Raw genomic sequence first — 25,984 nt, forward strand, 5'->3', positions numbered from 1 at the left:
ATTTGGGATTTTCATTCTTAGTCATGTTACATCATGGGAAATTTTCGTTAAATAGGAAATTCGATTGGTTTTTTCATTTCTTCTATTAGGACAAGACAAATGGTTCAGCTGCCACAAATACATAAAAAAGGAGCTGACATATGAGCAGCTCCAATCCTTTTATTTTTCAGAATGGCGTTTTTTCAATACATCAAGCACATCATCCAGCGGCAAGGCTTGTTCTCTGAGCAGGACAAGCAGGTGATACAGCAGGTCTGCCGCTTCCCATTTGAGTTCCTCATGATCCCGGTTTTTCGCGGCGATGATGACTTCGGATGCTTCTTCTCCAACTTTTTTCAAAATCTTATCGACGCCTTCACGGAAGAGGTACGTGGTGTAAGCACCTTCAGGCATTTCCGCTTGGCGTTCGGCGATTACGCGCTCCAGTTCGTTCATGATGCCGAATCGGCCCGCGGCCTGTTCTTCTGTTTGTTCCTTTGTAAAACAGCTGTAGCTGCCAGTGTGGCATGCCGGGCCTGACGGTTCTACGAGTACGAGCAACGCGTCCTGGTCGCAGTCATACCGGATACCTTTGACGGCTTGCGTGTTCCCTGAGATTTCTCCTTTATGCCATAGCGCTTGGCGTGAGCGGCTGTAAAACCATGTTTCCTTCGTTTCCAGCGTTTTTTCGTACGATTCCTTGTTCATATAGGCAAGTGTCAGCACTTCTTTGCTTGCCGCATCCTGCACGATGGCAGGAATTAATCCGTCCTCATTAAAACACAGTTCATCTGCCTGTTTCATCTCACATTCACCCCGTACTCTTTCAAGTATGATTTCACTTCTTTAATTGATGTTTCTTTATAATGAAAAATTGAGGCGGCCAGCGCAGCGTCGGCTTCCCCTTTTGTAAAAGCCTCAAGCATATGCTGCGCGCTTCCCGCGCCTCCCGAGGCGATAACAGGGACGGGGACAGCTTCAGAAACAAGCTTTGTCAGCCTGTGGTCAAACCCTTTTTTCTCACCGTCAGAGTCCATGCTTGTCAGCAATATTTCTCCTGCCCCGCGTTTGACGCCTTCTTTTGCCCACTCGGTGACTTCCCAATCTGTTTTCTTTCTGCCGCCGTGCGTGTAGACCTTATATGTGTCAGATTCTTTGTCATACTTGGCATCGATGGCAAGTACGATGCATTGAGAACCGAAAAACTCGGCTCCTTCTGTAATCAGCTCAGGGCGGAGAACAGCTGCCGTGTTCACCGACACTTTGTCCGCTCCGGCACGCAGAATCGTTTTCATATCACTGAGCTGATTGATGCCGCCGCCGACTGTAAACGGAATCGCAAGCTTCGCGGCAACCTGCTCCACGACGTCAACCATCGTTTTTCGTCCTTCATGCGAGGCGGAGATATCAAGAAAGACCAGTTCATCCGCACCTTCCCGGTCGTACACTTCGGCAAGTTCAACCGGATCACCGGCATCCTTCAATTCGAGAAATTGAATTCCTTTGACAACGCGCCCTTCTTTGACATCAAGACATGGAATAATCCGTTTTGTGATCATTTGCGCTTCACCCTTTCAAGCGCCTCACTCAGCGTAAACTGATTGGTGTACAGCGCTTTTCCGATGATCGCTCCAGAGACGCCATCCGCCTGATAGCGGGCGAGGGCTTCGAGATCCGCGACAGAGCTGACTCCGCCGGACGCGATCACCGATTTCCCCGTTTCCTTAGCAAGCTCGACCGTGCTTTGAACATTTGGGCCTGACAGCATTCCGTCTGTTGCGATGTCAGTAAAAATAAAGACTTCCGCACCTTCATTGGCCAGCTCTTTGCCCAGTTCAGCTGCCTTAAGGGTTGATGTTTCCAGCCATCCCTCTGTTGAAACAAAACCGTTTCTCGCATCCAGTCCGATGGCAATCTTCTCACCATATTGTTTCAGCATTTTTTTGACAAACGGAGGATTAGAAACTGCTGAACTTCCCAGGATCACCCGATCGACTCCTGCTGATAAATATTCATAGACGTCATTTTCAGAACGGATCCCGCCGCCGATTTCAACGTTCAGATTCAGCTTTTGCGCAATCTCAATCACATGGCGGTCATTCACTCTTTTCCCTTCTTTGGCCCCGTCGAGATCAACGAGATGGATCCATTCGGCACCCTCTCTCGCAAATAACGCAGCCATGTCGTACGGTGAATCGCCATATATCGTTTCCTTATTATAATCCCCTTGAACAAGGCGGACACATTTGCCGTTTCTCATATCAATTGCCGGATATAATGTAAAAGCACTCATTTTTTCACCTTCTGTTCTGCTGCCATTTTCGTGAATTGGGTTAAGATGGACATTCCGACCGTGCTGCTTTTTTCCGGGTGAAATTGGGCGCCGAAGACGTTCCCTTTTCCGACTACTGCAGGCACTCGCACACCATAATCGGCGCTTGCCAGAAGCGCATCCCCCTCCATCCCGTCAACGTAATAAGAATGAACGAAGTAAGCGTAGCCTTGTTCTGTTTCAGACAGCAGCGGAGATTCGTTATGAAAGGAAAGGCGATTCCAGCCCATATGCGGAACCTTCAGCTTGTTTCCTTTTTCATCTTCTGCTTTCAGCCTGACTGCTTTTCCTTTTAGCAGCCCGAGCCCTGAAGCGGTGCCGTTTTCTTCGCTTTCTTCAAATAAAAGCTGCATGCCAAGGCAGATCCCGAGAAGCAGCCTTCCCTCTGAGACCATATCGTGAATCAATTGATCGAGCTTCGTGTGGCGCAAATTGTCCATCGCGTCTCCAAATGAACCGACTCCCGGCAAAATGAAGGCATCGGCTTCTTTCAGCGCCTCGGGCTTTTCAGAAACAAAATACGGCACGCCGACACGTTCAAGCGCCTTTGAGACACTGTATAAATTGCCCATTCCATAATCTATTACGCCGATCATTTACAGCATCCCTTTCGTTGACGGTATTCCTTTAACACGCGGATCGATCATTGTCGCTTCATCAAGCGCGCGCCCCAGCGCTTTAAAAACAGCTTCAATCATGTGGTGTGTGTTTGTGCCGTAATGAACGATGACGTGCAGGTTCATCCGGGCTTCAAGCGCCAGCTTCCACAAAAATTCATGTACAAGCTCCGTGTCGAAAGTTCCGACTTTTGCCGCCGGGAAGTCAGCGCGCATTTCCAAGTGCGGGCGGTTGCTTAAATCAATCACAACTTGAGCAAGTGCCTCATCCATCGGCACAAACGCCGAGCCATAGCGTTTGATTCCTTTTTTATCACCCAACGCTTCAAGCAGCGCCTGTCCTAAGCAGATGCCGATATCTTCAGTCGTGTGGTGATCATCTATATCAACATCGCCTTTTGCGTTTATGGAAAGATCGAATTGGCCGTGTTTCGTGAATAAATCCAGCATGTGTGTCATAAACGGCACGTCTGTTTTGATATCCGCTTGTCCCTCGCCGTCTATTGTGAATGCCAGCTCAATATCTGTTTCGTTTGTTTTTCTGGCGCGTTCCGCTTTTCTCATTTAGAATTCCTCCGTTCTCTCGCTTCAATTGATCTGGCATGGGCTTCTAACCCTTCCAGTCTGGCAAAAGCCGCGATGCTTTCGGCATGTTCTTCAAAAGCTGATTGGCTGTAAGAAATAATGCTCGATTTCTTTTGAAAATCCGTTACGTTTAAAGGACTTGAAAATCTGGCTGTTCCGTTTGTCGGGAGCACATGGTTTGGCCCGGCGAAATAATCACCGACAGGCTCAGGGCTGTATCTGCCTAAGAAAATCGCACCCGCATGTTTGATGCTGCCAAGCAAAGCTTCCGGAGACTGTGTGAGGATTTCTAAATGCTCTGGCGCGAGCGTATTGACGGTATCAATCGCTTCATCCATTGTGTCTGCCACATAGATACAACCGTAATCACTCACCGAAGCTTCCGCTATTTCTCGTCGCGGCAAGGTTTTCAGTTGCTCATTCACCTCGGCTGAAACCGCCTCGGCCAGTGCCATGGAATCTGTGACAAACACACATGAGCTGAGCTTATCGTGTTCCGCCTGCGAAAGCAGGTCGGCCGCAACTTCATGCGGTATCGCTGTTTCATCAGCCAGCACGACGATTTCACTAGGTCCGGCAATCATATCGATATCGACATCACCGAACACCTCCCGTTTGGCAAGCGCGACATAAATGTTGCCGGGACCCGTGATTTTATCCACTGGCTCAATGGTTTCTGTTCCGTATGCTAACGCCGCGATTGCCTGAGCCCCGCCCATTTTGTAAATGTCTTTTATGTCAAGCTCAGCAGCAGCAACCAAAACCCCCGAAGACAGCCGACCGTCTTTTCCCGGAGGCGTGACGAGAACGATTCTTTCAACGCCCGCTACGAGCGCCGGAATCACATTCATCAAAACAGATGAAGGGTATGCGGCCGTTCCCCCTGGCACATATACACCGGCGGAATCAAGCGCCGTCACCTTCTGTCCCAGCATTGTGCCGTCCTTTCTGTGATAAAACCAGGAGGATTGCAGCTGTCTTTCATGATATTCCCTAATATTTTCGATTGCCTGCCTAATCACTTGAAGAAGATGTGAATCCAGCGAGGTGTATGCCTCCTCAATTTCCTCTTTTGTGACGAGCGGGCTGTTTATATCGATCCCGTCAAATTTCGCTGTATAGCTGCGGACCGCCTGATCACCATTTGCCTTTACATCTTCAATAATGGACCGGACCGTCTTTCTTTGCTCTTCCGTTCCTGCATCGATGGAACGCTTGAGAGAAAGCCGCTCTGCTCCGCTGATGGTTTTGATCTTCATTTTGCCGTTTCTCCTTCCACAACAAGAGATAGGCGGGATGCCATTTCGTCAATCACATCGTCTTTCATTCGATAGCTTACCGGGTTGACAATAAAGCGGGAGGTAATGTCACAAATGTGCTCCATTTCTACAAGCCCATTTTCTTTCAGCGTCTGTCCTGTGGAAACAATGTCCACTATCCGATCTGCAAGTCCAATGAGGGGGGCCAGCTCAATTGAACCGTTGAGCTTAATGATCTCGACCTGTTCTCCCTGCTCTCTGAAATAACTGGAGGCCACATTCGGATACTTTGTCGCGATTCGTGGCGCTACGCCGCTCGAGTCTGTATTCGGAAGTCCGGCGACTGCCAAGTGGCATTTGCTGATGTTCAAATCCAGGACCTCATACACATCGCGCTCTTCCTCCAGCATGACATCCTTGCCCGCAATTCCGACGTCTGCCACGCCATGCTCCACATACGTGGTTACGTCCATCGGCTTCGCTAATATGAAACGAAGATTTTCCTCCGGCACATCGATGATCAATTTTCTTGAATCTTCAAACTCCTCAGGGAGCTTGTAGCCCGCCTCCCTCAGCAGCCCTGCCGCTTCTTCAAATATCCGGCCCTTTGGCATCGCCATTGTGAGTAACTTACCCATTTTGCTCTTCCTTTCTGGCACCGATAAAATAAGTGACGTTTGCAAAAGATTTTGTCATCTGGTCGATATTTTCTATTCCCGATAAATCTTGAAGAACCACTTTGTTCCCTTTCATCCGTTCTTCATTCGCATAAGCGATGGCTTGCGCCCGCTGCTCTTTGCTGAAAATAACAGCATCTATATCACAAGGTTCGTCTTTCATATGAAGGGCTTCAATCAGCCGGTCGATCCGAAGCCCAAAGCCTGTTGCCGGAGCAGGTGAATCAAAATGGCCCAGCAGCTTGTTATAACGGCCGCCGCTTCCAATGACAAAACCGACATTCTCAGCGTACACTTCAAATAAAATCCCTGTGTAATAGCTCATGTGGCTGACCATATTCAGGTCCAGGCGGACATTTTCCGTACACCCGTAATCCTCAAGAATATCCCACAGCGCCTTCAGCTCATCAACCACGCTTTTTCCTTGTGCAGAATCGACGATTTCCTCAGCACGTCCACATACTTCTTTGCGACCCCGCAATTCAAGGAGCTCAAGCAGCCTGCTTTTATCAATGGAGGAAAGCGGGAGAGATTTGACATGCTCTCTGTAGCCGACGTAGTTCTTTTCATATAAGAACCTCCGCAGCACATCAGCCCGTTCAACGTTTCCGAGCACCTCAACAAACAAAGCATCCGCAATACCGGCATGGCCGATGGCAATTTTAAAGGATGCCAGCCCAGTGTTTTTTAATGCACCGACGACTAAAGCAATAACCTCCGCATCCGCGCTCGTCGTGCCGTCACCGATTAACTCCACTCCGATCTGTTCGAACTCTGCAGGACGTCCGCCTTCACGCTCCTGAGCTCTGAATACATTTGCCGCATAGCCGACTCTGAGCGGATGATCGTGTTTCAAAAGCTTTGATGCTGCCACCCTTGCAATCGGCCCCGTCATATCCGGTCGAAGCACCAATGTCTTGCCGTCCTGATCAAGAAGCTTAAACAGCTGCTGCTCTTCTATTGCTGATTGGACGCCAACGGTATCGTAAAACTCCAGTGTCGGCGTTTCCATAAATTGATATCCCCATTTATCAATCAAATCGGTTAACGATCGTCTCACCTTTTTTTTCGTTTCGTATAAACCGGGCAGTGTATCTCTCATGCCGTGCGGTTTTTCAAACATAAACATCAACCCGCGCACCTCCGTTGTCATCTTATGAAGGAAAATTCCGAATCCTTTAGTTCGCTAATATGATAATATGTTAGCAGATGAAAGAATGAAAATCAATGCTTAACTTCAGCCAGAATTTTTTTAGTCCAAATATCCTTCTCCTCATTATGAAAAAATCATGAACAATGTATTAAAGGTACGTAATATCTCAAATTCTTTATGTTTGGCATGCTATAATACAAATCAAATAGAGAACAAGGAGATAAAGATGAAAACACTGCGAACTCTATGTGTCCTGATGATTCTTTCAGGCGTTATTTTTTTCGGACTCAAAATAGATGCAAAAGATATAGATATTCCTTTTTTGAACAGTCTTAAAAAAGCGGTTTCTGACAGCGATACAGATACAGGTGCGAATAGCAAAAAGGAGCTGAAGGGAAGCGCAAAGCCGCTTGATGTCATCCTTTACAATCAAATGGACGCGCCCCGGCTCTATAACGGCTGTGAAGTAACAAGCCTTGCGATGGTGCTGAATTACGCGGGATACGACGTGACAAAAAACACCCTGGCAAACCAGATTGCCACAGTGCCTTTGACATACAGCAGCGGATTAAAAGGTAATCCGAATGACGGATTTGTCGGGGATATGGCAAATGGCCCTGGTCTCGGTGTCTACCATCGACCGATCTATCAGCTGGCGAAAACCTATGCCGGAGACAAAGTATCAGATCTGACTGGAAAAAGTATTTCCGCTGTTTATCAGCAGCTTGAAAAAGGCAATCCAGTTTGGGTCATTACGACCGCCAGCTTTGCGCCAGTTGACAACATGCAGACATGGAAAACGCCAAGCGGAACGATAGAGATTACGTACAGCGAACACAGCGTCGCCGTTACGGGATATGATGAGAAATATGTGTATCTCAATGACCCGTATGGCTATAAAAACAGAAAAGCCGATAGGACGAGCTTTGAAAAAGCGTGGAAACAAATGGGCAGCCAGGCCGTGGTTATTCAAAAGTAAACACCTGAAAGCCGCATATGCTCTATCCTGAGCAAATACGACAATATTCATGCTTTTTGTTTCAATCGGTAAGATCGATTCATTTTCCATTTATCACCCAAAATTGTCTTTACTTTCAGGCTGTCTGTTTTTATGATTAAAGCAGATTCAGCCTTGCCCCGATCTATGCTAGAGAAGCCGGAGCAAGTCGCTGACGCTTCTCTTGCAAAAAACGAAGATATCCGGGGAGGATTTTATTATTGAAAAAAATTGTGTCTATCCTATGTATGCTCGGTTTGGTTATGGGTTTCAGCCAGTTTCAGTCATCAACTGCTTTTGCAGCTGACAAAGTGGTTCACGAAATAATTATCGTACCAAAAAATACAACATATGACGGGAAAGGACAGCGGTTTGTAGCAGGGAAAGAACTAGGCGATGGAAGCCAGTCAGAAAACCAAGACCCTGTTTTTCGTGTGGAGGATGGAGCAACTCTGAAAAATGTGGTGCTCGGCGCACCTGCTGCTGATGGCGTGCACACTTATGGAAACGTTAACATTCAGAATGTGAAATGGGAAGATGTTGGTGAGGATGCGTTAACGGTAAAGAAGGAAGGAAAAGTGACCATTGACGGCGGCTCTGCTCAAAAAGCGTCTGATAAGATTTTCCAAATCAATAAAGCCAGTACATTCACAGTGAAAAATTTCACGGCAGACAATGGCGGAAAGTTCATTAGACAGCTTGGCGGTTCAACCTTCCACGTTGATGTGATCATCGATAAGTGCACCATCACAAACATGAAGGAAGCGATATTCCGGACGGACAGCAAAACAAGCACGGTCAGAATGACAAACACACGCTACTCTCATGTCGGTCAAAAATGGATTGGCGTTCAGCATATTTACGAAAACAACAATATTCAATTTTAACAAAAAAGTCCGCTGATGTTTATTCAGCGGACTTTTTCAATCTTTCTTGCATTTCTTCCTTCGTATAGATGATCCTCATTGGATTCCCGCCGACAAATGCCCCGTCAGGCACATCCTTATGGACAAGCGTTCCGGCGGACACAACTGCGCCATCCCCTATTTCCACTCCGGGCAGAATAGTCGTGTTGGCACCAATCATTACTTCGTCTCCGATCAGAACTTTGCCGATCCGGTATTCCTGAATCAAATACTCATGGGCCAAAATAGTCGTATTGTACCCGATGATTGTATTCGTTCCGACTGAGATATTTTCCGGAAACATGATATCTGGCATCACCATGAGGGCAAAGGATGTCTGTTTTCCAACCTTCATCCGCAGAAATGTACGGTACAGCCAGTTTTTCATCCCTATAAACGGTGTATATCTTGCAATTTGTATGACAATGAAATTTTTGACGACCTTTACAAAAGGTACCGTTTGATAGACATGCCACAGTGAGTTGGCCCCCGAGACCGGATGACGATCTGTTTTTCTCACAGATTACTTCACTCCAACAATTTGTAATAGATCACTCATTTTCTCAAGCATAAAATCAGGCTCATGCTTCGCCAGCATTTCCGGCCCTTTAATCGTCCATGCGACTCCTGCGGTTTTTGTTCCGGCGTTTTTCCCTGCCAGCACATCATGGTAATTATCACCGACCATAATGGCTTCCTCAGGCTTGCTTCCTAGCTGTTTCAGCGCTAACAGCACAGGCTCGGGATCAGGCTTCGCATTTGTCACATCATCAAGGGTAACAACCGTTTCAAAGAATTCGCCGATTCCCGTGAGCTTGAGGCCCATATTGACAGTATCTCTTAATTTTGTTGTCACAATCCCTAGTTTAAAGCCTGATTTTTTTAATGCATCCAGGGTCTCATATACCGTTTCATATTCAGTGACGAGTGAATCATGCATGTCATGATTGTATGCTCTGTACATAGCGATCATATCATCGCATTTATCAGGGTCCATCGAAGAGAACGTTTCAAAAAGAGACGGCCCGATAAACGCAAGGACATCTTCTCGTTTATACTTGCTCGGATAATAATGCTCCAGCGTATGCAAAAAGGACGCGATAATTAATTCATTCGTATTAATAAGCGTTCCGTCTAAATCAAACAGAATCGTCGTTACTTGTTTGTCACTCATATTGCTTCCTTTCCAACCGCTGAGGGTTTCCACTTTTTCCATGTATGCGCAATAGCCATTGTCAGCAGAACTGCTGTGGTGACACGAATCAAAAGAAGAGGCCAGACCGGTATGCCGAGCGGAATAAAGACAAGTGTATCTTCCACGACCGCATGGCAGGCAACGAGAAATATAAATGCCAAAGTCATGTCCCGCTTGCTCACGCCGTCATCCTCGACAGCTTTGATCATGACACCCGCTCCGTAGGCCAGACCAATCGTCAGTCCCGCCACCATCGTCATAGACGTATTTTTATTCATGCCAAGCAGCTGCGTAAACGGCGAGAGCCACCTGGAGAACCGATGCAGCCAGCCTAAATCTCTTAAAAACTGGATGATAATCATCAGCGGGATTACTATTGCCGCCAGCTGCAAAACACCAAGCCCGGCTTTCGTTAAGGCTTCTGCCAGCATTGCCAGCCAGCTGTCCGGCGCAACGCTCTTCGCAGCGATAAAACCGTACTGTGCCGTTTCCTGTCCGCCATGCCAAATGAGGTTGATGACGATGGCTGACACAGCGGCCAAACCGATGCGCACCGCCAATATAACGCCAATTCTGATGCCAACCTTTGCGGCAACTGTCGATTCGATAATCAAGTTATGACAGAATGAAAGCATAACAGCTAAAATAAAGACTTCTTTTACAGACAAATCCAACGTCAAAATCCCGGCAATTCCCGCATACAGATTCAGCATATTTCCCAGCACAAGCGGAATGGCCGCTTCACCGGAAAGCCCGAAGAGACCCATTACCGGTGTGATCAGCCGTACAAGCCAATCCATTACAGGTGTGTGCTGAAGCAAAGTGACCAACAGTGTTACCGGGAAAATGACTTTACCGAGTGTCCAAGTTGTTTGAAGACCTGCCGCAAGACCGGCCAGAAAGATCTTCTTCATCCCCCATCCCCCTTTGTTGACGTCTACTCCGCGTACCGCTCCTTCGAGTATCCCTTGACGCGTCTGAAGATGATGGCTGCCACAGCCAAAACAATCAATACGATTGAAATCACCTGAGCAATGCGAAGTGATTCTGTCAGCATTAAGCTGTCAGTCCGCATTCCTTCAATAAAGTATCTTCCGATTGAATACCAAATGATATAGATCAAGAACATCTCGCCTCTTCGCAAATTCGCTCTGCGCAGAAGCAGTAAAACAATAACGCCGACAAAGCTCCATAGTGATTCATATAAAAAGGTAGGATGATAATATTGCCCATTGATGTACATTTGATTGATGATAAATTCAGGCAGGTGCAGGCTTTCTAAAAATGCTCTGCTGACAGCCTCGCCATGCGCTTCCTGATTCATGAAGTTCCCCCAGCGGCCGATCGCTTGGCCGAGCAAAATGCTTGGCGCGGCAATATCCGCAAGCTTCCAGAACGAAAGGTTTTTCACTCTTGAAAACACATAACCAGTTAAAATGGCGCCAATTAGCCCGCCGTGAATGGCAATGCCGCCCTTCCAGATCTTAATGATTTCTCCCGGATGTGCCGCATAATAATCCCATTCAAAGGCAACGTAATAAATTCGTGCGCAAATAATTGCAATCGGAATGGCAAACAAGACAAGATCAATAAACGTATCTTTCTGCAGCCCCCGTTTCTCACTTTCCCTCATCGCAATCCACAGCCCCAGCAAAGCGCCGAGACCGATAATGATTCCGTACCAATGGACGGCTAACGGCCCCAGCTGAAAAGCTATCGGATTGAGTGGTTCTATCGCTTCATTCATTTAACGCCAACTCCTATTCCTCTTGTTCACCGTCTTCAATGACGTCCGCCAGCTTGTTCGTAAATTGCTCAGCGGCATTCAGCCCCATCCGCTTCAATCTAAAGTTCATTGCTGCCACTTCGATGATGACTGCCAGATTTCGGCCAGGACGGACGGGAATCGTCAGTTTTGTGATTTCTGTATCAATGATTTTCATGGTTTCTTCCTCAAGCCCGAGACGGTCGTATTGCTTGCCCTGCTCCCAAAGTTCAAGATTCATGACAATCGTGATTCGTTTATTGCTTCTGACCGCGCCGGCGCCAAACAGCGTCATCACGTTGATAATGCCAAGCCCCCTGATTTCAAGGAGATGCTCAATTAATTCCGGAGCGTTTCCGACAAGGGTATCCTGATCCTCCTGCCGAATTTCAACGCAATCATCGGCGACAAGACGGTGCCCCCGTTTCACAAGCTCCAGCGCTGTTTCACTTTTCCCGACGCCGCTTTTTCCTGTAATCAGCACGCCGACACCATATATATCGACAAGAACACCATGAATCGCCGTGGTAGGCGCCAGCCGGCTCTCAAGGAAGTTGGTTAATCGGCTTGACAGTCTTGTCGTTTTTAGCGGCGATCTGAGGACAGGCACCCCATTTTTCTCAGAAGCGTCAATCAGCTCCTGCGGGATTGGCATATCTCTAGAAAGAATAATAGCTGGTGTTACATCAGTGCACAGAGACTCCATTCGCTGCTTTTTATCCTCTTCCGGAAGCTGTTCAAAGAAAGAAAGCTCTGTTTTTCCGAGAAGCTGCACGCGCTCTCTCGGGTAATATGTAAAATATCCGGCAATTTCAATGCCTGGTCTTGATAGGTCACTCATTGTAATCGGGCGGTTAATTCCTTCTTCTCCGCTGATTAATTCCAAATTGAACTGTTCCATTACGTCTTTTGTGCGAACCTTTGCCACGATATGTTCCTCCTGTTCCGGGCTGCCCCGAGCTTGCTCACAATACTTTCATTTTATCACTTTCGGGCTTGAACCTAAAACAGATTTTATAAAAGGGGGGAAAACACCTCAGCTGGTCTAGATCACTAGTCTGAAAAAGAGTAAAATAAAGGTATTCAAATTCCAGAAAGGCGGATCATCTATGGCAGAGAGTCTTCTTATCAAAGACATTGCGATCGTGACAGAAAATGAAGTAATCAAAAACGGCTATGTCGGAATCAATGACGGAAAAATCAGCACAGTATCAACAGAACGGCCCAAGGAGCCATATTCAAAAGAGATTCAAGCACCCGCGGATTCCGTTTTGCTTCCCGGCATGATTGACATTCATATCCACGGGGGCTATGGAGCGGATACGATGGATGCAAGCTTTTCCACGCTCGACATCATGTCGTCAAGACTGCCCGAAGAAGGCACGACGAGCTTTTTAGCCACAACGATTACCCAAGAGCATGGGAACATTTCTCAAGCGCTGGTGAATGCAAGAGAGTGGAAAGCGGCTGAAGAGTCCTCCTTATTAGGTGCGGAACTGCTCGGCATTCATTTAGAGGGTCCCTTTGTTTCACCTAAAAGAGCCGGAGCCCAGCCAAAAGAGTGGATCAGGCCTACTGATGTTGCGCTGTTCAAAAAGTGGCAGCAGGAGGCGGGCGGACTGATCAAAATTGTTACACTTGCGCCGGAGGAGGATCAGTATTTTGAACTGATCCGCCATTTGAAAGACGAATCGATTATTGCGTCCATGGGGCACACAGATGCCGATTCCGCATTGCTGTCGGAGGCCGCCAAAGCAGGCGCGACCCATATGACCCATCTGTACAACGCGATGAGCCCGTTTCATCACCGAGAGCCCGGAGTAATTGGAACGGCGCTGGCTCACGATGGATTTGTGACAGAGCTTATCGCCGATGGCATCCACTCCCATCCTTTAGCGGCAAAGCTTGCTTTTCTGGCAAAAGGCAGCAGCAAGCTCATTTTAATCACTGATTCCATGAGGGCAAAAGGACTGAAGGACGGCGTATATGAGTTCGGCGGCCAAAGTGTGACGGTAAGAGGACGAACAGCTCTTCTTTCAGACGGAACCCTTGCCGGTTCGATCCTCAAAATGAACGAAGGCGCACGGCATATGCGTGAGTTTACAAATTGCTCTTGGATGGATATAGCTAATATAACTTCTGCAAACGCGGCCAAACAGCTAGGCATCTTTGACCGAAAAGGCAGTGTGGCAGTGGGAAAAGATGCAGATCTGGTGATTGTCAGCAGTGATTGTGAGGTGATTCTCACCATTTGCCGCGGAAACATTGCATTTATATCCAAGGAGGCTGACCAGATATGAAAGTAATGGAATGTCAAACGTATGAAGAGCTAAGCCAAAAAGCAGCCAGAATAACAGCAGCTACAATCAAAGATAAGCCTGATGCCGTTCTCGGTTTAGCGACAGGCGGCACGCCGGAAGGCACATATCGCGAGCTGATCCGCCTGCACCAAACTGAGAATCTCTCATTTCAAAACGTCACTACAGTTAATTTGGATGAGTACGCCGGACTTTCAAACAACGATCCGAACAGCTATCACTTCTATATGAACGACCGTTTTTTTCAGCATATCAACAGCAAGCCTAACCGGCATTTTATTCCAAATGGAAATGCAGACGATTTGGAAGCCGAATGCCGACGGTATGAACAGCTAGTCGAATCCCTGGGCGGCACTGACATACAGCTACTCGGCATCGGGCGAAACGGACACATCGGCTTTAACGAACCGGGAACGTCCTTCAAGTCGCGAACTCATGTTGTGACATTAAATGAGCAAACCCGCCAAGCGAATGCCAGATATTTTCCTTCCATAGACAGCGTGCCGAAAAAAGCACTGACAATGGGAATTCAAACGATACTCTCAAGCAAGCGCATTCTGCTGCTTATTTCTGGGAAAAGCAAAGCGGAAGCTGTAAGTAAGCTGTTAGAAGGAAACATAAGCGAAGAGTTTCCCGCATCTGCTTTGCACCTGCATTCCGATGTTACGGTTTTGATTGATCGTGAAGCCGCGTCATTAAGACCTTGAAAGGAACATGCTGACTTATGCATATCAATAAACAATCGCCTATTCCGATTTATTATCAGATTATGGAGCAACTAAAAAACCAAATTAAGAGCGGAGAGCTGCAGCCGAACATGCCTCTTCCTTCTGAGCGCGAATATGCCGAACAATTCGGGATCAGCCGGATGACGGTTCGCCAGGCGCTTTCTAATTTAGTTAATGAAGGCTTGCTCTATCGCCTGAAAGGGCGGGGCACCTTTGTCAGCAAGCCAAAAATGGAACAAGCCCTCCAAGGACTGACAAGCTTTACCGAGGATATGAAAAGCCGCGGAATGACACCGGGCAGCAAGCTCATTGATTATCAGCTTATTGATTCAACTGAGGAGCTCGCGGCTATATTAGGCTGCGGGCACCCCTCCTCTATCCATAAAATCACTCGGGTGCGGCTGGCAAATGATATTCCGATGGCGATTGAGTCCTCACATATTCCGTTTGAGCTTGCGGGTGAATTAAATAAATCGCATTTTCAGTCGTCGATTTACGAGCATATTGAAAGGTACAACAACATACCGATTGCCCGTGCCAAACAGGAGCTTGAACCAAGTGCTGCCACCTCGGAAGAAGCACACATTCTTGGTATCCAAAAGGGAGCGCCTGTCCTATTAATTAAACGAACAACATATCTGCAGAACGGAACTGCTTTTGAGCATGCAAAATCCGTATACAGAGGCGACCGTTATACATTTGTCCACTATATGGATCGTCTTTCATAAAAAAAGCCTCCAACCCTTTTCAAGGATTGGAGACATGGCGAAAATCAAACTGGTCTGGTGCCGGACGATATGTCTCTTTTTTCGTCTTGAACTTCCAGATCGGTGATTTCGTTTTGCCGTTAAAACTGTCTTCCACGATAATGTACCAATAATAAACAGACTGCGGTTCAAGATGATCCCAGTGGAATTCAGCTGTATCCCCGCTCTTCACTTGCTCTCGTTTTCCGAGCTCTTCATTGGTATATACGTTACATTCAAAATAATCGGTTTCCACCTTTTTGATTCTTGGCTTCAAATCAAGCGAAAGGGAAAATTCATCCTTGTTGCCATAGGTATCCGTATCATAGTAATTCTTATCCTTTACATACGGAGAGTACGTCGATACGTGCACCATGTCATTGGCCTGGTCAAATTGAAGCAAACGCAAATACCCTTGCCCGCCTTCTGGCCCGCCCTGATAATCGGCCAGCATTTGATGCACAAGACGATCCGGTTTTCCATCACCATCATCATCCAGCTCATCTGTTTTTCTCATCGCACTATGATAATGCCCGCTCAACACCATCACAACATTAGGGTTCGGCTTTACGATTTCTTTGAATATTTTCTCTCCGATTGGGCTTCTGTTTCCGCTGACCAGCAAATACTCATGAAAAGCTAAAATGGCCATCCGGTCAGGGTGCTTCTTCAGCACCTGATTCATCCACGCGATGTCTTCATCCGTAATGCCCCATCCCATGTAAAGCATGATATAATCGTTGCCGTTGCTCGAAATCAGGTCATAATGCCCGCGGTTGTTTTTATAAGAACCGCCGTAATGCAATTTTTTATCAAAACGATGGCTGCCAAAATATTTGCCAAACGCTCTGTAGGAACCATCCTTATGCCCGACATCGTGATTACCGGCCAGCACGCCGTATGGAATTCCGCTCTTATCCAGAACGGACATTGACCGATCAGCGTTTTTCCACTGTCTGATATCGGCAGAATCATCTACAATATCACCTGTGTGGAACACATATTTGATATTGAGCTGCTTTTGATTATCTTTTATCCATTCGGTCTGTTTATCAAAAATATGCGGATAGCTTTCGGCGTAATACTGTGTATCAGACATCCAGACAAATGTGTACATATCCTTCGCAGGAGGAATTTCATCCTGTACAATCACGTTCATTTTCGACTCCCGTACAAAATCGGAGGCGATCACAGACGCTTTCAGCGTAAATGGTTTGTCATCCTTCGCGACAAAGCTGTCAACGGGCTGCCATTCATTTGTCCGATAATTCCAGGCATACATCGTCACCTTTCTCCCCGGCAAAGAACTGCCCTTCCAAACTGCTTCCGCCAAATCATTCTCATCCACGGATTGATCAACAGTCACTTCAAAGCGATGATAAGGGAAAAGCTCTTTCTTTTCTGTCGATACTGTTTTTCCATCAGCAGCAGATACCAGCTCCAATTCTTTATTCGTAAACGGAGTCTCACTTTCCGGCACAAAGCTTTTCGGCGGTTCAGTCAGTGACGCGTGCTTAAATATTTTCACATGATTCCGCGCTGTATATTGAAATCCCCTATAAAAACCAACATCCATGGCATCATTCGTCGGATCCTTCACCCGCACAGAAAGCTTGGCCTTATGCGTGTCAGCTTCGGTGTCTATCACCTCCGGCTGGTCCGGATGCTCTCGTTCAATTTTAAACGTCCTCTCAATAACGGTTTTATTGCCCGCAAGATCCGTTGCCGTCACTTTTAGTGAATGTTTTCCCGGCAAAAGTTCAGAGGATGACGTATGATATGGGAGTGTAATGCTTTCCCCATCTAAAAACGCTTCCGCTTCCTCAATTTTGCTCCATTTATCATACATATCCGCCTGCAGGATAAGGTTTCCTTTATATGTTTGCCCCTCGATAATATTCGGCTCAATGTGAGGCCCTGAATTATCTACCCTTACAACCAGGCTGACATTTTCCTTGCCGTTGCTTGCTTGAATATGGTGAGCGCCTTCAGAAAGCTTTGATGTTTCCCACTCTAGCAGCTGTGATGTAAACAGCCCGTCAGGCAGATTGAATTGGAATTGCCAGCTTTTACTCGAGCGCTGATTATCGCCAATCAAGAGTTCCTTCTCAGGGGAAACCCTCTCATCCCTGATCACCGTTCCATCTGATAACACCAATCGGGCGTTTTTGACTAAGAAGTCATCACGGTTTTCAGCCGTATCAAACGGTGACACCTTTGAACCCGATCGTATTGTAATACGCTGCAGCTGCTTCCCTTTGCGCAGCAGCGTCTCCGGCAATGGAACAGAATAGGTGCGGTATTTATTTGTCGTATCATCGAACACTTTTAATACTTTGCCTTCCATCGTTACCGCGTTTTTAAAATAAAGATTCGTTTTCCTCGTATCAAACGCAAAATACACTTCTTTCTCCATCGCGGGCTCTGTCACTTGTTTTTTTCCGTCAATCCATAGCTTAATGCTGTCAGTCCGCCCGTCTGTCGTGGCTTTGAGGAACTGAGTTCCCGACAGCGTGTCTCTGTTTTCAATGTTCATCCGCAAACCGTGCGACTTGCTTGTTTGTTTAATATCAATCATTTTAACAGGTGTTCTTGCTTCATTCATCCCGTCCCCGGCCGCCACGTAATACTCAAGCTGATCCTTCCCAATCAGTTCAGGTGAATACACAATATAATGGTAAAGATTATCGTTGCGGTCTTTTTCAGCAAGAATTCGCTTAAACGGTTTGTTTTCATCCGTCCGGTAGTAAAAAGCTGCTGTTTTCACCAGACTGCGATCCCGTATGTCAGCCCGCAGCTCAATGCTTTCAGCAGGGCGGACAGGCTTGCGGTCAGTCAAATCCTCAATAACCGGCTTTTCTTTATCCAGCTTGATTTTCCGTTTCTGCTCGGGTACCTGTGCCTGTAATACGGTTCCGGGAGACGGATTTTTTTCCCCGATTGAAATGTTCAAAAGTTCTGCAGTTCCGTTTAGCGGATACTTGTAAAGCACAGATGACAGCCGGCGCAGCGCATGTTTCCGATAATGCGCTGCCGAAATATCCTTTCCTGTATTCGTTGATATCACAACCGCCCGCGGCCTCGTATTGGCCATACCCTCTGTCTCGTCTATCACCGCGAGATTTTTTCCTTCTATTAATTGTGTCTGATAATACCGATTGAAATCCTCCGGCGTCAATTCTGGATGCCCGGCAGGCTTCAGCCAGATGACAAACGTTTCGCCGGATGGTATCAAGATCTTTTCATCAGGTCTCCAAATCAAATCGGAGTCAGGCCCTTCTTTTGGGTAGCGGTAACGGATATGGTAGTCTTTAAAATCAATCGTTCTGTCAGTCGTATTATAAATCTCAATAAATTCATAACCGTCTGCACGTCCTATGTTCTTCGTATCAACCGCCAGCTCTGTGATCAGAAGCTCTGGAATATGCGCAAGGTCAGCCTGGTATCCTTCAAGCTTCAGTTTCTGCGTCTCCGACTCCACCCGCTGCTTCCCATTCGACATCACAATGTAATACTCAAGCTCGCTGTTCCAAATCAAACGTTTCGGAATTTGCGCCAAAAACTTGCGGACCGCTCCGGGTGTCGGATCCATCGGCACCATTTTGTAGCCCAGCTCATTACTTTGTTTGTAAAAAAGAAAGGCGGAAAATGCTTGATACGAATTGTCGCGAACTTGGGCCTCAATCATTAGGTTGCTTCTCATTTCAGCTTTCACATCAATTGGAGGAGGATTTTCAAGCAAAGGTATGTAATGAGGCGTTTGAAATGGTTCCTGCTGTATAACAGGAAAAACTTTCGATTCATGATGGCCGCCAGACAAAACGGAAAGAAAAGACAATAGTACAGAAGCGATAACTGTGTATTTCCTCACCAAAACACCTCCCTTTTCATGTATTTTGCGTCTGAACAGGGAAGCTTATGAGTTCATTTTTAAACAATGTCCAATCTAACAAAGCAACAAAAAGCGATTACTTCACAATTTTTTAAGAAGGCTGCAGAACATGTAAAAAAGCTGCCTTTGCAGGCAGCTTTTTTTATTTTTTTCTAAGCGGCTCTAAAATGCCTTTTTGAATCAATAAATGAAATACCGACAGGATAACGGATGCCCATATCGCTGTGCCGAAGCCGTCGATTTGAAAACTGTCACCCATGATAGACGCAGTCATCATCAGCGTGATGGCGTTAATCACAAACAAGAAGAGCCCAAGCGTCACCATGGTGACCGGCAGTGTAAAAATAATTAAAAGCGGTTTAATCAGCACGTTTAAGATCGATAAAATGAGGCTGGCGATAATCGCTGCCCCAATGCTGCTGATATGGATGGAGTCAATATATCCATCAATGACGATTAATAACAATGCATTGACTAAAATGCTGACTGCCCATTTTACCATGTCATTTCATATCCCTTTCTGACGGGACGATAAAAATCCAAATGATATAAATGAGCAAAACCGGTAAGACACTTGTCATAATTGCTAAGATGACAGTTATGACTCTGAGGAGTGATGCATCCCAATTGAAATATTCCGCGAGACCTCCAATGACACCAGCGATTTTCTTGTCTTTTTCTGAGCGATAAAGCTTATTCATTCGATCACCTCTGTGAGTACTTTAGTTTGATGGCGCCTGTTAATGATTCTGAGAAGACGGTGATGTTTTGATCATGTGCCTGATTTGAAGTGAACATCATTTCTTTTTGAATGGTTTCATTTTTTTCCTTCAGCATCTCAACATCCATTAATTCATGGGACAGCGAACCAAGATTGCTTTTCAGCTCTGCCTTCACTGCGAGATCGTCTGGAATCGCAAGCTCCACACTCCCAGTCGTTGTTTTTGCATAAATGGAGCGGCAGTCTGATTCTGTGACGTTAATCGCAATATTTCCGTTAAAGCTTTGAACGTCAATGGATTCGCTTTTCCCTCGGAGATCGATCAATCCGTTAATGGTTTCCGCTTCTATCGTTCCGCAGCTGTGGCTGGCGAGCTTAATTTGCCCGTTGGCCGTTTCAGCAATGGCTTTTTCAGCTGTTAAATGTGAGAACGACAGCACGCCGTTTGTCGTTTTCGCTGAGAACTCTTTTACATGTAAATGTTCCCCTCTGATCGGTCCATTAAACAGCTTCACCCGAATCTTATCATACTCCTTTTGAGGAATATACAAAGTGACATTCGTTTTCATCGTCTTTTTCTCAGTACGGATAAAAAACTTACTTCCTTTGATTTCGCATTCAATATGCTGAAGAAATGCATGTCTTGCCGCATCTTGGCTGTCAGCGCGATATACCTTTGCCTGGCATTCCGCTCTGATATCCTCATCTTCCCAAGGGACGATATTCACGCTGCCATTGGCAATTTGCAGCTCAACACTGGAAAAGTCAGTATCTTTAAATTGAAAAATGTGCTGAACATCATATGCATGGCCGAAGTTTAAATCAAGGTCAACTTCCTTGACCTTTTTCACAGCAGAATCAATCCAGTCAAATAGCTTGGCTCCTAAAGACGGCTTGCCGTTCTCTTTTTTTGCCGTTGTAAATGGCTCTTCCTCGTCATGAACGTGAACTGAGAGCGCTGTGATTTTCTCTTCTTTTTCCTTATAGTCGCTGTCAAGCTTTTCAATCAGTGTCAAAGCCTCTTGTGCGGTAAGCTTCCCTTCCTCAACAAGCTTAAGGATTCGTTCCTTTTCTTGCTTCATTACGATCTCCTCCCCATTGTCTACTTATGCTGCACGCAGGACCTTAATGCCCTGAATCACATTCCAAATGATAATGCCAATGACAACCAAGAAATAAATAACCGCTCCCCCAATGATTACAAATACGGGAAGAAGGCTGTCTCCATCAATCGCAATAGCTCCGCCAAGTAAAGCAATAAAAAGGAACAGCCAGCCGACAAACGGAACAATGTGAGAAATAAGAGAACGTATCGCATGGCGTTTTGTTTCTTTCTCATTTACTACAAAATAAGCGACAATCGGCACAATGATTGGCGCAATGAACACACTGAAGTAACAAAGTGATGCAATAATAGCTTGATTACGGTTCAATTCATTCCACACTCCTATTGTGAATTGTCCATGACAAAAGATCAGGGACGTTTTACTTATTTATACGTTTAAAATCTCTTCAGGTTTCAAATTCATTCTTTAGACATGCTCCGATTTACGGAAATTGGATTTTAAAAAGTTTTAGAAGTAGAATCTTCCGGCTATACCGATTACAATATGTAAAAAGCTTACGGCAACCAAGGAGGCTGGACAAGCAATGGAGAAAGATACCAGTGACTATACAGTAACACAAGAATCCGTGTTAAAGCTGATTCATGAACAAAAAAGAATGAATCGTGAAATGATCGCCGAGCTTGAACAGATTCACGGTCCCTTCCCGATCTCTCACGATATCCAATATATAAAAGTGCTCCTCGATAGCAGCAACACGCATATTGTTCAAGATTTAATGAGTGTAAGTAAGCAGCTGTATAAGAAGACTTTATAATTGCGGAAAACATTTCATTTATGATAACTGAAACAAAGCTAAAGGTTAGATGACAATATCTTGCCTTTTTTGTTTTGAAAAAACAAGTGATTCCCTAGCTGTCACACCATGATTGTAACAAAAAAAGCCTGCCGGCACATCCAGTAAATGGACTCTGTCGGCAAGCTGTAACTATCAGAAAGAGATAGCTTTTCAGAAATTAACGTAACAATTGAAGTACGTTTTGTGGCTGTTGGTTTGCTTGAGCAAGCATCGCTTGAGAAGCTTGAGAAAGAATGTTGTTCTTAGTGAAATCGCTCATTTCTTTCGCCATGTCAACGTCACGGATACGAGACTCAGCAGCTGTAAGGTTTTCAGAAGAAGCACCAAGGTTGTTGATTGTGTGCTCTAGACGGTTTTGTACCGCACCAAGTTTAGCGCGTTGGTTTGAAACACTTGTAATTGCACTATCGATTTTAACAATCTCAGTGTCAAAACTAAAATCTTCCGCTGAAACATCGATACCTTTTACTCCTAAAGTTGTTGCATCCATGTTACCAATTGTAACATTAATATTTTGGCCAGCATTTGCACCAATTTGGAATGTAAATCCTGCTGTTTCACTACCGTCTAAAAGTTTTTTTCCGTTAAATTCAGTACGTTGAGAAATTCCATCGATCTCTTCAGTTAAAGCATCCATTTCATCTTTAATTGCAGTTAAATCTTCAGTTTGCTGCGTACCTGTGTTACCAGCTTGAACAGTAAGTTCACGCATACGTTGAAGGATCGCATGAGTTTCAGTCAATGCACCCTCAGCTGTTTGGATAAGAGAGATTCCATCTTGAGAGTTTTTAGAAGCCATTTCAAGACCTCTGATTTGTCCTCTCATTTTTTCAGAGATCGCAAGACCCGCTGCGTCATCTCCCGCACGGTTGATGCGAAGGCCTGAAGACAGTTTCTCCATGTTCTTTTGGCTCGCACCGTTGTTTGAAGACAAACGGTTCAGTGTGTTAAGTGCTGCGATATTGTGGTTAATTCTCATGTGTAAATTACCTCCATGTATATTTATTCTGAAATCAAAGACTTCCTTTTCTTTGATTTCTGGCGTATGAGATTCCAATAAAGCTTCTAACCTATGTAGATTCAGTTATTGATTAAGATGCCTTTAAACCCCTTAATAGGGTTTGTCTTCTTGATTTGGAAATCTTCATCCGCCTTTCAATTCATATATCGACAGCAATTTGTAAATGTTTAGGCGTTTTCCCAAAGAAATTTTACCCAAAGACGATTCTAAACCTATTATGCAGTAAAGAAAAAGCTTGCCTGCTAAGCCCCTGGATGGACTTGCTGACAAGCTGTTCTCTCTTAATAAAGTTTTTTAAGATGTAGCCGTTTCTTTCGCTTCCAAGAGCGATTTCATGCGTTTTTTGTCACGCTCCATAACAGGCTTCAAATAACGGCCTGTATACGATTCTTCCACTTCGGTGATTTCCTCAGGCGTTCCTGACGCGACAATGGTTCCGCCTCCGGCTCCACCTTCCGGGCCCAAATCCACAATGTAATCGGCCGTCTTAATGATATCAAGGTTGTGCTCAATAACCAGTACAGTGTCTCCGTTGTCTACCAACCGTTGCAGCACGACAAGAAGTCTGGCGATATCGTCGACATGCAAACCTGTCGTCGGCTCATCTAAAATGTAGAGCGTGCGTCCGGTCGAGCGTTTGTGCAGCTCTGATGCGAGCTTCACGCGCTGCGCTTCTCCGCCCGACAAGGTCGTCGCCGGCTGGCCGAGCGTAATATAACCTAAACCAACATCATATAGGGTTTGAAGCTTGCGCTTGATTTTCGGGATATTTTCAAAGAAAGAAAGAGCATCTTCAACCGTCATATCAAGCACATCAGAGATGCTTTTTCCTTTGTACGTCACTTCAAGCGTTTCCCGATTATAGCGTTTGCCGTGACATACCTCGCATGGAACGTATACGTCAGGAAGGAAGTGCATTTCAATTTTAATAATCCCGTCTCCGCGGCAGGCTTCACATCGCCCGCCCTTCACGTTAAAGCTGAAACGGCCTTTTTTATAGCCGCGGACCTTCGCTTCATTTGTCTGCGCAAATACATCGCGAATGTCATCAAACACACCGGTGTATGTCGCAGGGTTGGATCTCGGCGTTCTACCGATTGGCGCCTGGTCAATGTCGATGACTTTGTCTAAATGGTCCAAACCTTTTATCTCTTTATGGCTGCCGGGCTTCGCTTTCGCTTTATGAAGCTTTTGCGCCAGCGCCTTATGCAAAATTTCATTAACGAGTGTACTCTTTCCTGAACCGGAAACACCTGTAACTGCTGTAAACGTCCCAAGCGGGAACTTGGCATTCACTTTTTTCAGGTTGTTTTCTGAAGCGCCTTTCATTTCAATGTAACGTCCGTCCGGCTTTCTTCTTTCAGGAGGCAATGGGATAAACTTTTTCCCTGATAAATAGCTGCCAGTTAATGAGTTTGGATCTTCCATCACTTCTTCCGGCGTACCTGCAGATGTCACCTGTCCGCCGTGAATGCCGGCACCCGGTCCAATATCTATTAAATAATCCGCTGCCATCATCGTGTCTTCATCATGTTCGACAACAATCAGTGTGTTCCCGAGGTCTCTCATATTTTTCAGTGCGCTGATCAAGCGGTCGTTATCACGCTGATGCAGACCGATAGACGGTTCATCTAAAATATAAAGCACACCGGATAAGCGCGAGCCAATTTGAGTCGCCAGCCTGATGCGCTGTGCCTCTCCACCGGACAGCGTTCCCGCTGCCCTGCTCAATGTCAGGTAATCGAGGCCCACTTTATCCAGAAAGCTTAAGCGCTCCACAATTTCGCGCAAAATCAAATTGGCGATCTGCATATCCTTCTCAGAAAGGGTAAGGCCTTTGAAAAAGGCGAGTGCATCGGATACAGACTGCTCGGTAATTTTTCCGATGTGGCGTCCGTCAACCAATACGGCAAGCGCCTCTTTCTTTAACCGATAGCCTTTGCACGTCGGACAAGACTTCTGAGACATATACTGCTCCATTTGTTCACGGATAAAATCAGAGCTTGTCTCCTTATAGCGTCTTTCAATGTTGCGCAATACGCCTTCAAATTGAATTTCACCTTCACGGATTTGTCCAAAATCATTTTCATATCGGAAATAAATCAGGTCGTCTCCGCTGCCGTACAGCACTTTATCCAATTGATGCTTCGGCAGATCTTTGACCGGCACGTCCATATCAATCCCGTAGTGGGTGCAGACTGCCTCAAGCAGCTGAGGATAATATTGTGAACTGATCGGTGTCCAAGGGGCGACCGCATTCTCCTTCAATGACAAATCTTGATTGGGGATGACAAGGTCGGCATCCACTTCAAGCTTCATTCCGAGACCGTCACACGTCGGACACGCCCCGAACGGACTGTTAAACGAAAACAGGCGCGGCTCAAGCTCACCAATTGAAAATCCACAGTGCGGACAGGCATGATGCTCGCTGAACATCAGCTCTTCCTCACCGATGACATCAATCATAACCCGTCCTTCACCTAAACGGAGCGCCGTTTCCAATGAATCTGACAGACGGGCTGCCACGCCTTCTTTCACCACAATCCGGTCAATGACAACTTCAATGGAATGCTTCTTATTCTTTTCTAATTCGATATCGTCGGAAAGCTCAGCCATCTCGCCGTCAATTCTGACTCTGACATAGCCTTGTTTTCTAATCTGGTCAAGCACCTTAACATGGGCGCCCTTTCTGCCGGATACAATCGGCGCAAGTACCTGAAGCTTCGTCCGTTCCGGATATTCCAGAATTCTGTCCACCATCTGCTCGATGGTCTGGGATGTAATCTCAATTCCGTGCTCCGGGCAATGAGGCTTCCCTACTCTCGCATATAAAAGACGCAGATAATCATAAATCTCCGTTACCGTACCGACAGTAGACCTCGGATTGCGGCTCGTTGTTTTCTGATCGATACTGATGGCGGGAGACAGTCCCTCAATTGCATCAACATCAGGCTTATCCATTTGCCCTAAAAACTGGCGGGCATAAGCAGACAGCGACTCGACATACCGTCTCTGTCCTTCAGCATATATCGTGTCAAAGGCAAGGGAGGATTTACCTGATCCGGACAAACCCGTGACAACGACAAGCTGATCTCTCGGAATCGTTACATCTATATTTTTCAGGTTATGCGCCCTGGCTCCCTTCACCTCTATCCGATCCATAGCCATTTG

26 protein-coding genes are annotated in these 25,984 nt (G+C 46.1%); 6 read left to right on the plus strand and 20 right to left on the minus strand.

Translation table 11 applies throughout. From position 1 onward, the window contains the following. Window positions 1-159 precede the first annotated feature (159 nt). From hisIE to MY9_RS17605, 8 genes are read right to left on the minus strand one after another with little or no spacing between them, the layout of a single operon-like run. Complete coding sequence (gene hisIE, locus MY9_RS17570) at window positions 160-783, minus strand: bifunctional phosphoribosyl-AMP cyclohydrolase/phosphoribosyl-ATP diphosphatase HisIE (RefSeq protein WP_014665504.1); 624 nt, start codon at window positions 781-783, stop codon at window positions 160-162. Next, on the minus strand, window positions 780-1,538 hold the full coding sequence (gene hisF, locus MY9_RS17575) for an imidazole glycerol phosphate synthase subunit HisF (protein ID WP_014665505.1): 759 nt from the start codon (window positions 1,536-1,538) through the stop codon (window positions 780-782). The genes hisIE and hisF overlap by 4 nt, the downstream gene beginning before the upstream one ends. After that, window positions 1,535-2,272, minus strand: coding sequence for a 1-(5-phosphoribosyl)-5-[(5-phosphoribosylamino)methylideneamino]imidazole-4-carboxamide isomerase (gene hisA / locus MY9_RS17580; RefSeq protein WP_014665506.1), 738 nt, complete (start codon window positions 2,270-2,272; stop codon window positions 1,535-1,537). The genes hisF and hisA overlap by 4 nt, the downstream gene beginning before the upstream one ends. Beyond that, window positions 2,269-2,907 (minus strand): imidazole glycerol phosphate synthase subunit HisH, encoded by a 639-nt coding sequence (gene hisH, locus MY9_RS17585; protein ID WP_014665507.1) that lies wholly within the window; start codon window positions 2,905-2,907, stop codon window positions 2,269-2,271. Before hisH ends, hisA begins: the two co-directional genes overlap by 4 nt. Next, window positions 2,908-3,492 carry an imidazoleglycerol-phosphate dehydratase HisB gene (hisB, locus tag MY9_RS17590; protein ID WP_014665508.1) on the minus strand — a complete coding sequence of 195 codons (585 nt, stop codon included), beginning with the start codon at window positions 3,490-3,492 and terminating at the stop codon, window positions 2,908-2,910. Then, entirely contained in the window at window positions 3,489-4,772 is a 1,284-nt protein-coding gene (hisD, locus tag MY9_RS17595) for a histidinol dehydrogenase (RefSeq protein WP_014665509.1), read from the minus strand. The genes hisB and hisD overlap by 4 nt, the downstream gene beginning before the upstream one ends. Then, the gene (hisG, locus tag MY9_RS17600) at window positions 4,769-5,410 is read right to left on the minus strand and encodes an ATP phosphoribosyltransferase (RefSeq protein WP_014665510.1); all 642 of its coding nucleotides are present in this window, start codon (window positions 5,408-5,410) and stop codon (window positions 4,769-4,771) included. The genes hisD and hisG overlap by 4 nt, the downstream gene beginning before the upstream one ends. Then, on the minus strand, window positions 5,403-6,578 hold the full coding sequence (locus MY9_RS17605) for an ATP phosphoribosyltransferase regulatory subunit (RefSeq protein WP_014665511.1): 1,176 nt from the start codon (window positions 6,576-6,578) through the stop codon (window positions 5,403-5,405). Before MY9_RS17605 ends, hisG begins: the two co-directional genes overlap by 8 nt. Before the next feature lie 250 nt (window positions 6,579-6,828). On the opposite strand from MY9_RS17605, the gene MY9_RS17610 reads away from it, so the two are divergent. Next, window positions 6,829-7,581 (plus strand): C39 family peptidase, encoded by a 753-nt coding sequence (locus MY9_RS17610; RefSeq protein WP_014665512.1) that lies wholly within the window; start codon window positions 6,829-6,831, stop codon window positions 7,579-7,581. Window positions 7,582-7,820: 239 nt separating this feature from the next. Beyond that, complete coding sequence (gene pelC / locus MY9_RS17615) at window positions 7,821-8,486, plus strand: pectate/pectin lyase PelC (RefSeq protein WP_014665514.1); 666 nt, start codon at window positions 7,821-7,823, stop codon at window positions 8,484-8,486. Between the two features lie 19 nt (window positions 8,487-8,505). On the opposite strand, the gene hprF is transcribed toward pelC, so the two are convergent. From hprF to hprK, 5 genes are read right to left on the minus strand one after another with little or no spacing between them, the layout of a single operon-like run. Then, window positions 8,506-9,024, minus strand: a complete 519-nt coding sequence (gene hprF, locus MY9_RS17620; RefSeq protein ID WP_014665515.1) for a heptaprenylglyceryl phosphate O-acetyltransferase — start codon at window positions 9,022-9,024, stop codon at window positions 8,506-8,508. Window positions 9,025-9,027: 3 nt separating this feature from the next. Further along, window positions 9,028-9,678, minus strand: coding sequence for a pyrophosphatase PpaX (gene ppaX / locus MY9_RS17625; protein ID WP_014665516.1), 651 nt, complete (start codon window positions 9,676-9,678; stop codon window positions 9,028-9,030). Beyond that, entirely contained in the window at window positions 9,675-10,613 is a 939-nt protein-coding gene (locus MY9_RS17630; RefSeq protein WP_014665517.1) for a nucleoside recognition domain-containing protein, read from the minus strand. Before MY9_RS17630 ends, ppaX begins: the two co-directional genes overlap by 4 nt. Before the next feature lie 23 nt (window positions 10,614-10,636). After that, the gene (gene lgt, locus MY9_RS17635; protein ID WP_014665518.1) at window positions 10,637-11,446 is read right to left on the minus strand and encodes a prolipoprotein diacylglyceryl transferase; all 810 of its coding nucleotides are present in this window, start codon (window positions 11,444-11,446) and stop codon (window positions 10,637-10,639) included. Between the two features lie 13 nt (window positions 11,447-11,459). Further along, window positions 11,460-12,392, minus strand: a complete 933-nt coding sequence (gene hprK / locus MY9_RS17640) for an HPr(Ser) kinase/phosphatase (RefSeq protein ID WP_014665519.1) — start codon at window positions 12,390-12,392, stop codon at window positions 11,460-11,462. A 181-nt stretch (window positions 12,393-12,573) separates the two neighbouring features. Here hprK and nagA point away from each other — a divergent pair, with 181 nt between their 5' ends. The 3 genes from nagA to nagR are packed head-to-tail and all read left to right on the plus strand — an operon-like array spanning window position 12,574 to window position 15,238. Beyond that, window positions 12,574-13,764 carry an N-acetylglucosamine-6-phosphate deacetylase gene (gene nagA, locus MY9_RS17645; protein WP_014665520.1) on the plus strand — a complete coding sequence of 397 codons (1,191 nt, stop codon included), beginning with the start codon at window positions 12,574-12,576 and terminating at the stop codon, window positions 13,762-13,764. Then, the gene (gene nagB, locus MY9_RS17650) at window positions 13,761-14,489 is read left to right on the plus strand and encodes a glucosamine-6-phosphate deaminase (RefSeq protein ID WP_014665521.1); all 729 of its coding nucleotides are present in this window, start codon (window positions 13,761-13,763) and stop codon (window positions 14,487-14,489) included. Before nagA ends, nagB begins: the two co-directional genes overlap by 4 nt. 17 nt (window positions 14,490-14,506) lie before the next feature. Further along, window positions 14,507-15,238 carry an N-acetylglucosamine utilization transcriptional regulator NagR gene (gene nagR, locus MY9_RS17655; protein ID WP_014665522.1) on the plus strand — a complete coding sequence of 244 codons (732 nt, stop codon included), beginning with the start codon at window positions 14,507-14,509 and terminating at the stop codon, window positions 15,236-15,238. 19 nt (window positions 15,239-15,257) lie between these two features. Here the strand turns inward: nagR and MY9_RS17660 are convergent, their stop codons facing one another. The 5 genes from MY9_RS17660 to yvlA all read right to left on the minus strand — a co-directional run bounded on the left by MY9_RS17660 (window position 15,258) and on the right by yvlA (window position 21,302). Beyond that, the gene (locus MY9_RS17660; RefSeq protein WP_014665523.1) at window positions 15,258-19,127 is read right to left on the minus strand and encodes a metallophosphoesterase; all 3,870 of its coding nucleotides are present in this window, start codon (window positions 19,125-19,127) and stop codon (window positions 15,258-15,260) included. A 163-nt stretch (window positions 19,128-19,290) separates the two neighbouring features. Continuing rightward, the gene (locus MY9_RS17665; protein WP_003228066.1) at window positions 19,291-19,650 is read right to left on the minus strand and encodes a phage holin family protein; all 360 of its coding nucleotides are present in this window, start codon (window positions 19,648-19,650) and stop codon (window positions 19,291-19,293) included. A gap of 1 nt (window position 19,651) precedes the next feature. Beyond that, entirely contained in the window at window positions 19,652-19,849 is a 198-nt protein-coding gene (locus MY9_RS17670; protein WP_014665524.1) for a PspC domain-containing protein, read from the minus strand. Between the two features lie 4 nt (window positions 19,850-19,853). After that, a complete protein-coding gene (locus tag MY9_RS17675; protein ID WP_014665525.1) occupies window positions 19,854-20,951 on the minus strand; it encodes a DUF4097 family beta strand repeat-containing protein in 1,098 nt (365 codons plus the stop codon). 24 nt (window positions 20,952-20,975) lie between these two features. Then, window positions 20,976-21,302, minus strand: a complete 327-nt coding sequence (yvlA, locus tag MY9_RS17680) for a protein YvlA (RefSeq protein WP_014665526.1) — start codon at window positions 21,300-21,302, stop codon at window positions 20,976-20,978. A gap of 217 nt (window positions 21,303-21,519) precedes the next feature. Between yvlA and MY9_RS17685 the strand changes: the two genes are divergently transcribed. Next, window positions 21,520-21,750, plus strand: a complete 231-nt coding sequence (locus MY9_RS17685) for a hypothetical protein (protein ID WP_014665527.1) — start codon at window positions 21,520-21,522, stop codon at window positions 21,748-21,750. 199 nt (window positions 21,751-21,949) lie between these two features. Here MY9_RS17685 and hag read toward each other — a convergent pair whose 3' ends face one another. Both hag and uvrA read right to left on the minus strand, forming a co-directional pair. Then, window positions 21,950-22,771 carry a flagellin Hag gene (gene hag, locus MY9_RS17690; RefSeq protein WP_014665528.1) on the minus strand — a complete coding sequence of 274 codons (822 nt, stop codon included), beginning with the start codon at window positions 22,769-22,771 and terminating at the stop codon, window positions 21,950-21,952. Window positions 22,772-23,107: 336 nt separating this feature from the next. After that, window positions 23,108-25,981 carry an excinuclease ABC subunit UvrA gene (uvrA, locus tag MY9_RS17695; protein ID WP_014665529.1) on the minus strand — a complete coding sequence of 958 codons (2,874 nt, stop codon included), beginning with the start codon at window positions 25,979-25,981 and terminating at the stop codon, window positions 23,108-23,110. Between the last annotated feature and the right edge of the window lie 3 nt (window positions 25,982-25,984).

This window comes from Bacillus sp. JS (assembly GCF_000259365.1).
Classification (GTDB): domain Bacteria; phylum Bacillota; class Bacilli; order Bacillales; family Bacillaceae; genus Bacillus; species Bacillus stercoris.

Coding starts and splice junctions, on each gene's coding strand:
- hisIE (WP_014665504.1), bottom strand. CDS start 783: ATGAAACAGGCAGATGAACTGTGTTTTAATGAGGACGGATTAATTCCT.
- hisF (WP_014665505.1), bottom strand. CDS start 1,538: ATGATCACAAAACGGATTATTCCATGTCTTGATGTCAAAGAAGGGCGC.
- hisA (WP_014665506.1), bottom strand. CDS start 2,272: ATGAGTGCTTTTACATTATATCCGGCAATTGATATGAGAAACGGCAAA.
- hisH (WP_014665507.1), bottom strand. CDS start 2,907: ATGATCGGCGTAATAGATTATGGAATGGGCAATTTATACAGTGTCTCA.
- hisB (WP_014665508.1), bottom strand. CDS start 3,492: ATGAGAAAAGCGGAACGCGCCAGAAAAACAAACGAAACAGATATTGAG.
- hisD (WP_014665509.1), bottom strand. CDS start 4,772: ATGAAGATCAAAACCATCAGCGGAGCAGAGCGGCTTTCTCTCAAGCGT.
- hisG (WP_014665510.1), bottom strand. CDS start 5,410: ATGGGTAAGTTACTCACAATGGCGATGCCAAAGGGCCGGATATTTGAA.
- MY9_RS17605 (WP_014665511.1), bottom strand. CDS start 6,578: ATGTTTATGTTTGAAAAACCGCACGGCATGAGAGATACACTGCCCGGT.
- MY9_RS17610 (WP_014665512.1), top strand. CDS start 6,829: ATGAAAACACTGCGAACTCTATGTGTCCTGATGATTCTTTCAGGCGTT.
- ppaX (WP_014665516.1), bottom strand. CDS start 9,678: ATGAGTGACAAACAAGTAACGACGATTCTGTTTGATTTAGACGGAACG.
- MY9_RS17630 (WP_014665517.1), bottom strand. CDS start 10,613: ATGAAGAAGATCTTTCTGGCCGGTCTTGCGGCAGGTCTTCAAACAACT.
- lgt (WP_014665518.1), bottom strand. CDS start 11,446: ATGAATGAAGCGATAGAACCACTCAATCCGATAGCTTTTCAGCTGGGG.
- nagA (WP_014665520.1), top strand. CDS start 12,574: ATGGCAGAGAGTCTTCTTATCAAAGACATTGCGATCGTGACAGAAAAT.
- nagB (WP_014665521.1), top strand. CDS start 13,761: ATGAAAGTAATGGAATGTCAAACGTATGAAGAGCTAAGCCAAAAAGCA.
- nagR (WP_014665522.1), top strand. CDS start 14,507: ATGCATATCAATAAACAATCGCCTATTCCGATTTATTATCAGATTATG.
- MY9_RS17665 (WP_003228066.1), bottom strand. CDS start 19,650: ATGGTAAAATGGGCAGTCAGCATTTTAGTCAATGCATTGTTATTAATC.
- MY9_RS17670 (WP_014665524.1), bottom strand. CDS start 19,849: ATGAATAAGCTTTATCGCTCAGAAAAAGACAAGAAAATCGCTGGTGTC.
- MY9_RS17675 (WP_014665525.1), bottom strand. CDS start 20,951: ATGAAGCAAGAAAAGGAACGAATCCTTAAGCTTGTTGAGGAAGGGAAG.
- MY9_RS17685 (WP_014665527.1), top strand. CDS start 21,520: ATGGAGAAAGATACCAGTGACTATACAGTAACACAAGAATCCGTGTTA.
- hag (WP_014665528.1), bottom strand. CDS start 22,771: ATGAGAATTAACCACAATATCGCAGCACTTAACACACTGAACCGTTTG.
- uvrA (WP_014665529.1), bottom strand. CDS start 25,981: ATGGCTATGGATCGGATAGAGGTGAAGGGAGCCAGGGCGCATAACCTG.